Genomic DNA, 12,627 nt, shown 5'->3' on the forward strand with positions numbered 1-12,627 from the left:
CGGGTCAGTGCGCGTGCTCCTCGGCGGGCTCGCCCACCAGGATATCGGCCATCATCCCGTTCTCGCTGTGCTCCGAGATGTGGCAGTGCACCATCCACTGCCCGGGGTTCTCGAAGTACGAGAGGATGGTGGCCGTCTCGGTACCGCGGACGTGCACCGTGTCACGGAGCCCAGGCTCGAACACGGGTTGACCACCGCGCTCGAGGATCTGGAAGAACTGACCGTGAATGTGGAACGGGTGGGAGGGGCTCACCTCGCTGCTCAGGGTGATCTTCACCGGCACGTTCGGCTCGAAGGTCTCGATCACCACGTGCTCGTGCCCCTCGCCCACGAAGGCAGGCACCCCGTTGATGGTGAACTGCACCTTCCCATCCACCACGGCCCCCGAAAGCTTCCAGTCGTGGTTCTCGGCCTGCACGTCCGTGGCAGGCAGCGTCACGGTGGGGTACACGGGCTCGGCGGTCGACACCTCGCCCTCGATGGTCCCCCGCGCGATCTCGAAGGGAGCCTCGACCACCTCGTTGTTCTCGTCCAGCACCAGGATCATCGCTTCGAGCACGACCTCGGTCGCGTCCGCCGCAGGGCGCACCTCGAACTCGTAGCGCTGCCCCGGCGCGATCTCCACCTGGTCCAGCGCGAAGGGCTCCGGCAGGAGCCCGCCGTCCGTCGCGATCACCCGCGCGTCGGCCCCCCGGATCCGCAGCCCATACGAGAGGGCATTCGTCGCCAGCACGAAGCGCCAGCGCTCGATCGCGCCTCGGGGCATGGTGAACGTGGCTGGCCCACCTTCATCGTTGATCGGCTTGCCATTCACGAGAACGATGTTGCCAACCCGCCCGGCGCCCACATCGGGGCCGCTCGCCTGGAACACGGCGACCTGATTCCTGAAGTTCAAGCGGATGTCGTCCCCCATGAACATCCGCTCTGCAGAGAAGACGGGCGCCTCCTGCTCGTGGACGACGATGCCACCATAGAGGCCGCGCTCGAACTGCTCAATCTGGTGAAAATGGGTATGGTACCAGTACGTCCCTGCATCGGGGACGACGAAATCGTAGGTGAACGACTCCCCCGGCTGCACGGGGTTCTGGATCATCGGAGAGCCATCCATCTGATCGGAGATGCGCAGGCCATGCCAGTGCACCACCGTCGGCTCCTCCAGCTCATTCTTGAAGTGCACCACGATCCGGTCACCCACGCGGGCATGGAGCAGCGGCCCCGGGAACTGGCCGTTGTAGTTGAGCATCTCCGTGAGATCTCCGGAGAGCAGCGCGACGGCATTCGGGCGCGCGACGAGATCGACCTCGAGGATATGGGGATCGGGGTTCAGATCCTCCGGCGGGGTGAGCCCCTCGATCACAGGCAGAGGGGGAACGCCTGGCGTGTTGCTCGTCCCCGACGTCCCATCCTCGTCACCGCCGCAACCCAGCAAGGCCGAGGCAAACAGAAGTACTGCAGAAGACCGGCGCATGGTTGGCGGACACAGAATATCAATTTCAACGTGCGTCAAGACCGAACTTTTTCCCGCCTCCGTGTACTCCGCCCTGGCCCGCGGTCACCGGGCCCCTCCGCCCCGTCCCGCGTACCCACGCCCACCCTGGGGAGGTTCGGTAGCTTCATCGGGGTGACTTCGGTAGCTTCGCGCGCGTGACTCCGGAAGCCGTCCTCTCCGAAGAAGAGCTGGAGGCGACACGCCCCACCTGGCACGCCGTCGATGCCGTGGGACTCGTGGCTGCCGTGCTCCCTGCCCTCCTGCACTTCCCCAGCCGGCGCGAGAACCGGGCGGTGCTCACCGTCGGTGAACGCACCATCGCCTCGACCCACGTGGAGGAGACGGACACCTTCGCCCTCGTGGGTGGCAGCCTCACGCTCGTCTGCGCCTTCGTGGGCCTCCTCCTCTTCCGCCGCTTCAAGCGCTCCCGTCGCCCCCTGCGCCTCGGCCTCGCCCTGGTCCTCGTCGCCCTCGGCGCTCACCACATCGCCCGCGGCGCAGGGGCCTTCGCGAACCACGACGACGGCCCCCTCGAACTCATCGCGGGCCCACCCGTCTCCGCCCCGCCACCACCCCCACCCCTACCCGAGCACGCGCGGCTCAGCGACTTCATCCGGAACCTCTTCCCCACCCTCCCGCTCACCTCGGTGAGCTGTCCTCCCATCGACGCGACGACCTCGCGGGTGACCTGCGCGCTCATCCCCACCACGGGCGCCCCCGTGGACCTCACGCTCGAACGCGCCGGTGGTGAGTGGCTGATCCGCAGCCCCCAACGCATCTACGCCGCCAAGACCCTCGGGGACGAGCTCGCGGCGGACCTCTCGAACAAGATGAAGACCCAGATCGTCGTCGATTGCGGCCCGGGGCTCATCCCCTTCTCCGGCGGCGACAAGCACGTCTGCTCCGCCACCCGCAAATCGTCACCCGAGCCCCGCAAGGTCGAGGTCACCTTCGGCAAGATCGAGGTCACCTTCGGTGCCGAGCGCGGCTACACCTGGAAAGCCACCGCGCTCTGACCCGGAAGCTCAGCGAGCCTCCGCGCCACCTCCGCGTCTCCCCCTCGTCCTCGCCTCCGCGTCTCCCCCGCTCCCGTCGCCTTCAGAACTGAAACCTCACGAGGCGCCCCATCTTGCGCAGCGCCGGGACCTTGAGCATCAGCCTCACGATGGCGGACTTCACCCGCCCCATGCGCGCCACCTGCTCGGGGTCATACGCCTCCACCTCGTCGAGCAGCCTCAAACCCGGCACCGCGCGCACCAGCTCGTTCACGTCGTCGATGCCCCACCCCAGCCTCGCCCCGGTGGCCCGGATCGAGGGCTGGTAGGTGAGCGTCTTCACGCCGAGGTTGGAGTAGACATCGAAGGCCATCTCGCCCGAAGGAAAGTGCGCCACGAGCTTACGCAGCAGCGCGATGCCCTTGTCCGGCTCCAGGTAGGGAAGCAACCCCTCCCCCACGATCAGCGCCGGCTTGTCGGAGGGCAGCGCCTCGATCCACCCCAGCTCGGTCACCGAGGTGCCCACCAGCTCGTAGTGGTCCCGCGCAGGATACACCTCGCGCCGCAGCGCAACGACATCGGGGAAGTCCACGTCGAACCAGCGCGCGGTGGGCGGAGGATCGACCCGGAAGACCCGCGAATCCAGCCCGCAGCCGAGGTGCACCACCGTGGCCTCGGGCTGGCTGGCGAGGAACGCGCGTGTCCAGCCATCGATCATCGACGCCCGCATCGCGAGCCCGATCATCGCGTCCCGCTTCAACTTGAGCTTCTCGAAGTCGTAGTCGATCTGCGCGACGGCCGCGGCGGCGTAGGTGTCCTTGAGCGCGGAGTCGGGCAGCTTGCTCTCCAGCGCCTTGCCATACAGCGTGAGGAGCAGCGTCGCCTTCGTCTCGGTGAAGTGCACCTTCCTGCGCGTCATCGCCCGCCCCCCTCCGAGGCGAAGGCGCTCGCCCCCGCCGCCGAACGCCTCAGAGGCAGTCGCCCGGATCGCTGCCCTCGGGGCACAGACCTGTGCCTTCGGGCTCATCGCACTCACCGTCGTTCGTGTACGGACACGTCGCCGTCGGCATGCAGTCGTTCACGTCCGTCCCTTCGGGGCACAGCCCCGAACCTTCCGGTTCGTCGCAGTAGCCGTCGTTCGTGTAGTTGCAGGTCCCCGTCGGCGTGCAGTCGGCGACGTCCGTCCCCTCGGAGCACGTCGCCGTCCCCTCGGGCTCGTCGCACACCCCGTTGTTCGTGGTGGCGCAGGTCGTGGGGGTCGCGCAGTCGACGGCGTCGGACCCCTCCGGGCAGGTGCCTGTCCCCTCGGGCTCGTCGCATATCCCGTCACTCAGCGTGCTGCAGGCCGGTTCAGGCGTCACACACTGGTTCAGCTCTCCCAGCTCGGGCACGCAGCTATTCGGGACCTCGATCGTCTCGTCCTCGCAGACGGCCGCCCCGGTGTAGCAGGTGAAGAAAGCCTCGAACTCGTCCTGGCACTCGTTCTCGTCGATGGCCTCCTGCAGGAGCGCCTCGTCCTCCGCGCACTCATCGTACTCGTCCGCAGTGCACCCTTCGCAATCGCAGCGGAGGTCGCAGAGGGTCGGCTCACGCGGCCCCGAGTCGATGGTCGTGCCCGAAGCGCACGCCGCCGCAGCCACGGCCCATGCTCCCATGATCGCGATCCACTTCACGGCGTTCAGACGTCCACTCATAAATCCCTGTGTAAGCTCTGTCGGGCAAGCCGTGCCCGGAGGTAACGAGCGTCGGGCCCATCCTAGGCCCAGGACGCACAGGCCGGGTAGACATCTTCGCACCGCAGCACCCGGGACTCCGACGGTTCTCCGCACCCATGTGGCCGGTGTGCGATGCCCCCCCGCTCCACACCTCTGCCGCCACCGCCGCCGCCGCCCCCCCTCACCGCCTCACCTCCCCCCTTGCCTCCTCGCCTCCCCCCTTGCCTCCTCGCCTCTCCCCCCGACCTCGCGCACGGCAGCGCATCCATCCGGCCCGAACGCCTCCACCTCCGCGGCCCCCTCCGTGCCCCCCTGCACCTCGCGCAGCCGACCCCGAACCGCCGCCTCCGTTGCGCCTCGCTCCGGATCGCGAGAGAGCGCCACCGCCCCGAGCGCCTCACCGCGCACCGGGCACACCTCGACGAGCGGCGCCTCCCCCCGGCGCAGGTGCAGCCGCGCCACCAGCCCGAACACCGTGTCCGGCTCGCGCGGATTCGGGCGCATCACCAGGTTGCCGAGGCTGTAGAAAATGGGCCGACCGCGCCTGAGGGCGATCCCCTGGATGACGTGGGGATGGTGGCCGAGGAACGCATCTGCACCAGCATCGATGGCCATGCGGGCGATGAGCCGGGTACGAGGCAGCGGCGCCTCCGTGTACTCCGCGCCCCCGTGGTAGCTCACCACCACCGCATCGACGTCCGCACGGCGCCTCGCGGCCCTCACCGCGTGCGCCAGCAGATCGGGATCGGCCGAGGCCACGTGCATCCGCGCCGCGTGCTCCTGGAGCCGCCCATCGTTCCACACATCCGTCACGGCGATGAACGCGACGCGCAGCCCGTTCCTGTCGAGGATCGTGGGCGCGAAGAACTCCCGCGGACTCCGCCCCGCCCCCACCCGCGCGATGCCCACCCGCTCCAGGTTGCCCAGCGTCTCGAGGAAGGCCCGGAAGCCGTAGTCCCACATGTGATTGTTCGCGAGCGACACCAGATCGACCCCCGCCCGCGCGAGCGCCTCGGCGCCCTCCGGGGGCCCGGTGAACACCAGCCGTTCCCGCGGCGACGCCGTCTCCCCGTGCTGATCGCTGAGCTGACTCTCCAGGTTCACGAACCGGAGATCCGCGCCCCCCAGCAACCCAGAGAGACCCGCGAACGGATCGTGGTGCGGATCGCGCAGGAGCACCTGGCCCAGCCGACGCCCGAAGCTCACGTCCCCCCCCGCGACCATCACCAGCGCCCCCGCAGGTCGCGGCGCAGCCACCGCTCCGGGCATGGCCGGTTGACCCGACGCCCCCGACCCACCTGCCAGGCCAGCAGCCCCCGTCGCCCCCGTGGCGGGCGCAGGAAACGCCCTCGCGCTGGCCGCGGCGCCCGTCGAAGCGCTCGCCCCGACCGTTCCAGCAAGCCCTGGCGCGGCGAGCACCGCCCCCGTCTCCCTGCCTCCCGCCGGTTCCGGCTCGCGACAGGCTGCATACGCGAGCACGACCGCGAGCACGACCAAACGCGCAACCAAACGCGCAACCAAACGCGCAACCAAACGCGCAACCAGCAGCGCGAGCGCCGCAGGAGCGCAGGCGGAGGGAGCACCGAGCGGCACTGCCCTTCAGGTATCGCCGCAGCCTCGGGGGAGCAACCGTCTCGGTAGCGCGCCCACTGGCGCGGCGCATCAGCGCGACGCTGAGCGCTCCTTGGACATGGCGCGGATGCAGTACCCGAGCGCCGCGCGGAGGTTCCGGTGGGTGGTGATCTGCGACAGATCCGCGCCGAGCGTGATCATCGTCTGCGCCACCGTGGGCCGGATCCCGGCCACGATCCCCTCGGCCCCGAGCAGACGGATCGCATTGACGAGCTGGATCAGGTACCCCGCGACCCCCGTATCGACCACCTCCACCCCCGTCATGTCGAGGATCGCGAAGCGCGAGCTGTTGGTGGTGATCCGATCGAGGAGGTTGTCCATCACCTCCGACGTCCGCATGCTGTCCAGGATCCCGAACATCGGCAGCGTCAGCACCCCGTCCCACACCTCGATGATCGGCGTGCACCGCGCTCCCCCCGCCGAGCGCGCCGCATGGCACGTGAAGTAACGGAACTCCCCCTTCTCATCCCCCACCCGCAGATCGACCCGCATCGGCGCCCGGTCCTGCTGCAGCCGCACCTACGCGGCCTCGAACATGCTCCGGTCGTCGGGGTGCACGAGATCCGCGAGGGTGCTCCCCCCCTCGCCGCCTGGACCGAACGCCGTGCGCAGGGCCTGACGGGTGATCCTGAGCTGCCCCTCCAGCCCGGCGATGAAGAGCATCTGGGGGCACGTCTCGAAGAACGAACCCATCACACTGTCATGCACGTCCACGCTCAAGCAGTCCTCCGCGATGGGAAAATGAGTTCACCCGTATCAGGACACGCGCCCTCGTGAAAGCGCTCGAAACCCCCGTGTGGCGCCCCACCACTCCCCCTCACGCAGCACATCTCTCCGCCTCGTCCCACGACTCTCTCACAGCGTGGAGGCAGCCTGCCGCAGCGCAGCCGCAGCGGCAGATCCCGTCGAAAGCTTGTCGTGCGACACGATGAGGCGCACCAGCTCCGGCAGCGCCGCATAGCGCAGCAGCTCCTCCCGCAGCGCCCCCCGATCCCGGACGAGCTCGACCTTCACCACCGGCGTGACGCGTGGCCCGGGCCCCAGCCGAGCGACGTGCATCACCACCCGCGCCGCGAGGCTCTGTGGCGGCGTGAGGTCGAACACCACCTCGTTGAGCACCACCGTCACCCCGTCCGCCGACCGCACGATCATGGCCCCTTCTGCCTGATCGACCCCGCGCAGCATCTCCAGCCGGATCGCCTCGTCCGCCGGAAAATCCTCGTACGTCCCCTCCACGGGCACCACCTTCGCTGCCGCATGAAAGACCGCCTTCGGAGCGAGCACCCGGAGCCCCGGATAGCGCTGCTTGTACCGCGGCGCATCCATGCGGTGCCGCGTGTGCGGGATGAGCAGAAACGCCGGCTCCCCCCACGCCTCGATCTCCCGCATCGCCTCCGGATCGAGCGCGATCGCACTGTGAATCACGAGCCGCCCATCCCCCATCCGCGCCACCGTCATCACCCGTCGCAGCGAGAAGTGAGGCAGGGTCCCCACCACGCGCCACAGGTTCTCCGCGAGCTTCTCGATCGGATCATGCGGGAGAACCTTCCAGGTGCTGGCATCGTCGGACATGGCCCATCTGCGCATGCGCGCCCCCGCGCCAGAAGCCAGTGGATGCACGGAACCGAGGTGGGCTCCTTCCCTTACGCAGCCCCTGCCTCCCCCGAGCGGAACCCCACGCCCACCTCACCACCCTTCCACCGTGTGCAGCCCGCACGCCCGACGTAAGCTCCGCGCATGCCCACCGCCCTCCTGCGCATGCCCACCGCCCTGCTCCTCGCCCTCACGGCCACCGCCGCGTGCGGCAGCCCTGACCAGCCCACCCCGAACGACCCCTCCGCGCCTCCCCCGGTCGCCCCCGACGGCGCGCGCCCCTGCACCCAGATCGGCTGCGGCCCTGCCTTCTCCGTCGCCTTCCAGCGGCCCTCCCCCTGGAAGTCGGGGACCTACCGCGTCACCGTCACCGCCGACGGCAAGGAGGCCACGTGCACCGCCACCTTCCCCCTCGCCTGCGACGCTCCCCCTCCTTGCCCTGCCGACGCTGGCTTCCAGCTCGGCCTGAGCGGGTGTGCCCTCCCTCCCGCCCAGCACAGCCTCTCCGGCATCGACTTCTCGCAGGGCACCCGCCCCGCCAAGGTGGACGTGAAGGTCTTCGAGGCCGACGCCCCCATCGGCGCCGCCAGCTACACGCCTGCCTACACCTCCGCGACCCCGAACGGCCCTGGCTGCGAGCCGGCGTGCACCGGCGCCCCCCCTGTCACCCTCACCCTCCAGTAACCCCCCTCCACGCCCCCTCTGGCCCCCTCTCGCCCCCCGCCGCCCTCATTCCAGCCCCCGGAACCACCCCACCGCGCGCGGCATCGCCTGCAGCCACGTATTGATGTGATCGAGCCCATCCAGCGTCTCGATCGTCACCGCCCCCCCGCCCTCGTTCAGCGCCGCAACCGACGCCTCCGCATCCCCGTAGGCCACCTCCTCGTCCTCCGGGCTGTGGTAGTTGCGCACCGGCGCTCCCGGGACCCACCCCTCATCCACCCCGTTCTCACGCATCCGCACCCGCACCGGGTGCTCCGCATCCCCCGACACCGCCGCGTAGAACCCCGGCGCCAGCGTCTCCCGCGCCGAGGGCGCCAGCGCCGCCACCACCTCATCGAAGGTGTGCTCCATGTCGAACAGCCCCTCCACGATCCCCGCGTACGCCGGCGCGAACACCTCCGCCGTCGACCCGTAGACCCCGTAGACCGTGTCGTACGCCACCAGCACGTACGACGCATACAGCGCGAGCGTCGCCACCTCCTCGTTCGCCAGGCACGACAGGAAGAACCGCTCCACGTCGAACACCCCGCCCGACGTCGCTGTCGCCGTCACCGTCACCCCCAGCTCCTCCTCCAGCCTCCGCTGCGTCGCCAGCGCCGCATGCCCCCCCTGCGAGAACCCGAACAGGAACAGATCCTCCGTCCGCGCCACCTCCAGATCCCCGAGCACCTCCTGCGCCGCCTTCAGCAGATCCGTCGCCGAGTCCGCCTCCGACCCCGCATGGAAGTACCGGTGCGGCGTCAACGGCGACGACCCCAGCCCCAGGTAATCCGGCGCCACGTAAATGAACCCGCTCCCCGCAAAGATCGTGGACGACGGAGGCCCATCGAAGCTCACCTCGATGCTCGGATTCGATGGCGCATCGTCGTACGACACCGACGTCCCGTGGTGATACAGCACCACCGCGCTTGCCTCGCTCCTCCGCGGCACCGACAGCATCCCCGTCGCCACCGCCAGCTTCCGCCGCGTGCGCTCCCCGGTCCCCGGATCCGGCAGCGCCGCATCCACGGTGCAGTAACTGACCCGGTAGCTGTCCACCCCGTACTGCACCTCGGCCTCGACCGGATGGCTCACGTACCCGAGGTCCGTGTACAGCCCCAGAAACGCATCGAGCTGCGCCTGTGTCTCCACGGCAGTCGCGTACTCCGCGACCTTCTCGTACGCGAGCACCACCCCCCGATCCCCGACCTGACACGGTGACCCCGGATCCGCCACCTCGGGCTCACGCCCCTCCACCACCGGCTCCTCCTCGGGGTCGGGCAGCGGCCCCTCGCCTTCTCCCTCTCCTTCCCCCGTGATGATGATGCACGCCGCACTCATCAAGCAGAGTGACAGCGTCCCCACGCGAACCAGCCACGACAGCGGAGCAAGCTTCATGCGTCTGGCAGTCCACCCTACTCAGGCCCCTCGCCCCCCGCCAAGAACTTGGAGCTCCACCCTCTTCCCCTTCACCACGCCCCCTTCACCACGCCCCCTTCACCACGCCCTCTTCACCACGCCCTCTTCACCATCTCCTCCCTTCACCTCTCACCTCTCCCCCGCCGCGCCCCCCAGCGCCTTCCTCCCAGCCTCCCGCCGCGGCCACCCGCGTACCGACCTCCCCTGGGGTGCGTTATAGTTCTGACAATGCGTCCCCTGCTGCGCTCCACCGCCAGGCTCACCCTCCTCCTCGGTGCACTGCTGCCTTCCGCCTGCGCTGACGACACCGAAAGCGCCACCGGCGGCCCGACCACCCACACCGCCAGCGATCCCCCGGGCCTCTGCGCCCCCTCCGGCGGCGGCCCCCACTGGCTCCGCGAAGGCGAGACCCTCACCTTCACCATCGGCTGCACGACCAGCCTCTCCCTCGACGGCACCGCCCTGGAGATCACCGGCCTCCCCCCCGGCGCCACCCACGACCCTGCCACCGGCGAGGTCCGCTTCACCCCTGCCCTCGACCAGGCCGCCGTCTACGACGTCACCGTCCACGTCCCCGCCACCGACGAAACCACCCACGTGAAGATCGGCGTCGCCGACGCCTGGGACGACCCTGCCAACATCCCCGTCCTCGACCCGGCCCGCTACGGCGAGGAGTACGGCCTCCCCGTCCTCTTCCTCGACCGCCGCCCCCTCACCGAGGAGTACGACGCCAACACCATCACCTACCGCGGCCACGCCTACCTCGCCGAGGCCAAGCTCCGCGGCGCCTCGTCCCTCTCCTACCCGAAGAACAGCTACACCCTGAAGTTCGCCAAGGACGACCGCTTCCAGGAGCCCGACGAAGCCTTCGGCTTCACCGACCGCCGCAAGCTCGTGCTCATCAGCACCTTCGACGACAACTCCTACGTCCGCCAGCGCCTCGCCTACGACCTCTGGAATGCCCTCGACCCCGCCCACCTCCAGATCAAGACCTACAGCGCCGTCGTCTACATCGAGGGCGCCTACTGGGGCCTCTACACCGTCGCCGACCACCCCGACAAAGACTTCATGGAGGCCCACGGCTACTCCGAAGACGGCAACCTCTACAAAGCCATCGACCACGACGCCAACTTCGACCGCATCTCCATCCAGTACGGCGGCGAGAAGTCCACCCTCCACGACGGCTACGAAAAGAAGGAGGGCCTCCCCCTCGAAGGCGAGCCCGGCGCCTTCGCCGACCTCGAAGCCCTCGTCGACTTCGTCGCCACCAGCGACTCCGCCACCTTCACCTCCGGCATCGCCTCCCGCATCGATCAGCGCGACTACGAGGACTGGTGGATCTTCGTCACCTTCATCCTCGGCAGCGACTCCGCCGGCAAGAACAGCTACCACTACCGCGACCCGACCACCGATGGCGTGTTCCGCTACATGCCCTGGGACTTCAACGACAGCTTCGGGCAGACCTGGCAGACCGCCCGCGCCTCTGCCTCCACCTTCCGCGACTACACCGACATGAACCGCCTCTTCGAGCGCTTCCTCGAAGAGCCCACCCTCGGCCCCGCCCTCCGCGCCCGCTACGCCGACGTCCTCCGCACCATCTACACCGAGGAAGCCATCCAGGCCCTCGTGACCGGCTACATCGACCGCATCGACGCGAGCGCCCGCCGCGACGAGCACCGGTGGGGCGAAGCCTACCGCACCTACGGCGACTGGAGCTTCCGCACCGACTTCACCACCTACGACGAGGAGCTCGCCTACCTCCGCGCATGGCTCACCGAACGCTGGCAGTTCCAGGCCGCAACCTACTGACCCCCTCTCCCCGAGCATCACCATGTCCGACGCCCCCCTCGACCTCACCAGCGCCGACCTCTACACCCCTGGCTTCCCCCACTCCATCTTCCGGAAGCTCCGCGAACACCAGCCCGTCTCCTGGCACGTCGACCCCCGCGGCCAGGGCTCCTGGACCATCACCCGCTACCACGACATCCAGACCGTCCTGCGCAACCCCACCCTCTACTCCTCCTGGCGCGGCGGCGTGCTCCTCGAAGACCCCCCCCCCCCGTTCCTCGACGAGCTGCGCAAGACCTTGCTGAACCAGGACCCCCCTGCCCACACCAGCATGCGCCGCCTCGTCAACCACGCCTTCTCCCCCCAGCACATCGCCGCCCTCGACCGCCGCATCGCCGAGCATGCCCGCGACCTCGTCACCCGCGTCCGCGCCCGCGGCCACTGCGACTTCGCCACCGAACTCGGCGGCGAGATGCCCCTCTTCGTCATCTGCGAAATCCTCGGCGTCCCCCTCGAAGACCGCGAGCTGCTCTACGCCCGCACTGCCCGCATGTTGAGCAGCGACCTCCCCGACCCCCGCGCAGCCTTCGAAGACGGCGTCGCCGCCTCCGGCGAACTCCGCGCCTACGCCGCCGACCTCGCGCGCCACAAGACCACCTCCCCCGCGAACGATCTCGTGAGCGATCTCCTCTCCTGCGAGATCGAAGGCCGCCGCCTCACCCCCAGCGAATTCCAGTGGTTCTTCCTCCTCCTCTTCAACGCCGGCAGCGACGCCACCCGCGGCCTCCTCTGCCACGGCCTCGACGTGCTCTTCGCCCACCCCGACACCCTCGCGCGCCTCCGCGACGACCCCTCCCTTCTCCCTGGCGCCATCGAGGAGCTGATGCGCTTCGTCTCCCCCGTCATCCAGTTCCGCCGCACCGCCACCCAGGACACCGTGCTCGGCGGCCAGACCATCCGCGAAGGCGACAAGGTGGTGATCTTCTTCCCCTCCGCCAACCGCGACGCCGCCGTCTTCGACGACCCCGACCATCTCAACATCCACCGCACCCCGAACCACCACTTCGCCTTCGGCCACGGCGCCCACTTCTGCCTCGGCGCCCCCCTCGCCCGCCTCGAGTGCAAGCACCTCTTCCGCGAAGTCCTCACCACCCTCCGCGACCTCGCCCCCTCCGCCCCCCTCACCCCCTCCCGCACCAACCTCGTCCGCAGCGTCCGCCACCAGCCCATCCACTTCACCCCCTGCTGAGTACTGCGTACCCTGGCTCAGGGGCCTGGAGCAGGGGCCTGTCGG

The 12,627-nt window shown here is 69.4% G+C and carries 11 protein-coding genes and 1 pseudogene; 4 read left to right on the top strand and 8 right to left on the bottom strand.

What is annotated here, in order from left to right:
• Positions 1-4: 4 nt before the first annotated feature.
• The gene (locus tag CAP_RS19070) at positions 5-1,468 is read right to left on the bottom strand and encodes a multicopper oxidase family protein (RefSeq protein ID WP_081865032.1); all 1,464 of its coding nucleotides are present in this window, start codon (positions 1,466-1,468) and stop codon (positions 5-7) included.
• 176 nt (positions 1,469-1,644) lie between these two features.
• Between CAP_RS19070 and CAP_RS19075 the strand changes: the two genes are divergently transcribed.
• Positions 1,645-2,505 carry a hypothetical protein gene (locus tag CAP_RS19075; protein WP_044243003.1) on the top strand — a complete coding sequence of 287 codons (861 nt, stop codon included), beginning with the start codon at positions 1,645-1,647 and terminating at the stop codon, positions 2,503-2,505.
• Positions 2,506-2,587: 82 nt separating this feature from the next.
• Here the strand turns inward: CAP_RS19075 and CAP_RS19080 are convergent, their stop codons facing one another.
• The 6 genes and pseudogenes from CAP_RS19080 to CAP_RS19100 form a co-directional block, all read right to left on the bottom strand.
• Complete coding sequence (locus tag CAP_RS19080) at positions 2,588-3,403, bottom strand: class I SAM-dependent methyltransferase (RefSeq protein WP_044243007.1); 816 nt, start codon at positions 3,401-3,403, stop codon at positions 2,588-2,590.
• A 49-nt stretch (positions 3,404-3,452) separates the two neighbouring features.
• On the bottom strand, positions 3,453-4,157 hold the full coding sequence (locus CAP_RS19085; RefSeq protein WP_052375496.1) for a hypothetical protein: 705 nt from the start codon (positions 4,155-4,157) through the stop codon (positions 3,453-3,455).
• 231 nt (positions 4,158-4,388) lie between these two features.
• Positions 4,389-5,690 (bottom strand): CapA family protein, encoded by a 1,302-nt coding sequence (locus CAP_RS44945; protein WP_231511562.1) that lies wholly within the window; start codon positions 5,688-5,690, stop codon positions 4,389-4,391.
• Between the two features lie 171 nt (positions 5,691-5,861).
• Positions 5,862-6,233: pseudogene (locus tag CAP_RS19095) on the bottom strand (STAS domain-containing protein); the annotation flags it as partial.
• Positions 6,234-6,350: 117 nt separating this feature from the next.
• Positions 6,351-6,524 (bottom strand): hypothetical protein, encoded by a 174-nt coding sequence (locus tag CAP_RS53740; RefSeq protein WP_156040934.1) that lies wholly within the window; start codon positions 6,522-6,524, stop codon positions 6,351-6,353.
• Between the two features lie 162 nt (positions 6,525-6,686).
• Complete coding sequence (locus CAP_RS19100) at positions 6,687-7,403, bottom strand: hypothetical protein (RefSeq protein WP_044243010.1); 717 nt, start codon at positions 7,401-7,403, stop codon at positions 6,687-6,689.
• Between the two features lie 165 nt (positions 7,404-7,568).
• On the opposite strand from CAP_RS19100, the gene CAP_RS50595 reads away from it, so the two are divergent.
• A complete protein-coding gene (locus CAP_RS50595) occupies positions 7,569-8,108 on the top strand; it encodes a hypothetical protein (RefSeq protein WP_044243012.1) in 540 nt (179 codons plus the stop codon).
• Positions 8,109-8,153: 45 nt separating this feature from the next.
• Here CAP_RS50595 and CAP_RS19110 read toward each other — a convergent pair whose 3' ends face one another.
• The gene (locus CAP_RS19110) at positions 8,154-9,524 is read right to left on the bottom strand and encodes a hypothetical protein (protein WP_156040935.1); all 1,371 of its coding nucleotides are present in this window, start codon (positions 9,522-9,524) and stop codon (positions 8,154-8,156) included.
• 249 nt (positions 9,525-9,773) lie between these two features.
• Here CAP_RS19110 and CAP_RS19115 point away from each other — a divergent pair, with 249 nt between their 5' ends.
• Together CAP_RS19115 and CAP_RS19120 are read left to right on the top strand one after the other, a co-directional pair.
• Positions 9,774-11,354 (top strand): CotH kinase family protein, encoded by a 1,581-nt coding sequence (locus CAP_RS19115; protein ID WP_052375498.1) that lies wholly within the window; start codon positions 9,774-9,776, stop codon positions 11,352-11,354.
• 22 nt (positions 11,355-11,376) lie between these two features.
• Entirely contained in the window at positions 11,377-12,582 is a 1,206-nt protein-coding gene (locus CAP_RS19120) for a cytochrome P450 (RefSeq protein WP_044243015.1), read from the top strand.
• Positions 12,583-12,627 lie beyond the last annotated feature (45 nt).

The sequence above is a fragment of the Chondromyces apiculatus DSM 436 genome (assembly GCF_000601485.1).
GTDB classification, from domain to species: domain Bacteria; phylum Myxococcota_A; class Polyangia; order Polyangiales; family Polyangiaceae; genus Chondromyces; species Chondromyces apiculatus.

Bases quoted from the DNA above. Each gene is read 5' to 3' on its own strand.
- CAP_RS19080 (WP_044243007.1), bottom strand. From the start codon at position 3,403: ATGACGCGCAGGAAGGTGCACTTCACCGAGACGAAGGCGACGCTGCTC.
- CAP_RS19070 (WP_081865032.1), bottom strand. From the start codon at position 1,468: ATGCGCCGGTCTTCTGCAGTACTTCTGTTTGCCTCGGCCTTGCTGGGT.
- CAP_RS53740 (WP_156040934.1), bottom strand. From the start codon at position 6,524: ATGGGTTCGTTCTTCGAGACGTGCCCCCAGATGCTCTTCATCGCCGGG.
- CAP_RS19115 (WP_052375498.1), top strand. From the start codon at position 9,774: ATGCGTCCCCTGCTGCGCTCCACCGCCAGGCTCACCCTCCTCCTCGGT.
- CAP_RS19110 (WP_156040935.1), bottom strand. From the start codon at position 9,524: ATGAAGCTTGCTCCGCTGTCGTGGCTGGTTCGCGTGGGGACGCTGTCA.
- CAP_RS50595 (WP_044243012.1), top strand. From the start codon at position 7,569: ATGCCCACCGCCCTCCTGCGCATGCCCACCGCCCTGCTCCTCGCCCTC.
- CAP_RS19100 (WP_044243010.1), bottom strand. From the start codon at position 7,403: ATGTCCGACGATGCCAGCACCTGGAAGGTTCTCCCGCATGATCCGATC.
- CAP_RS19120 (WP_044243015.1), top strand. From the start codon at position 11,377: ATGTCCGACGCCCCCCTCGACCTCACCAGCGCCGACCTCTACACCCCT.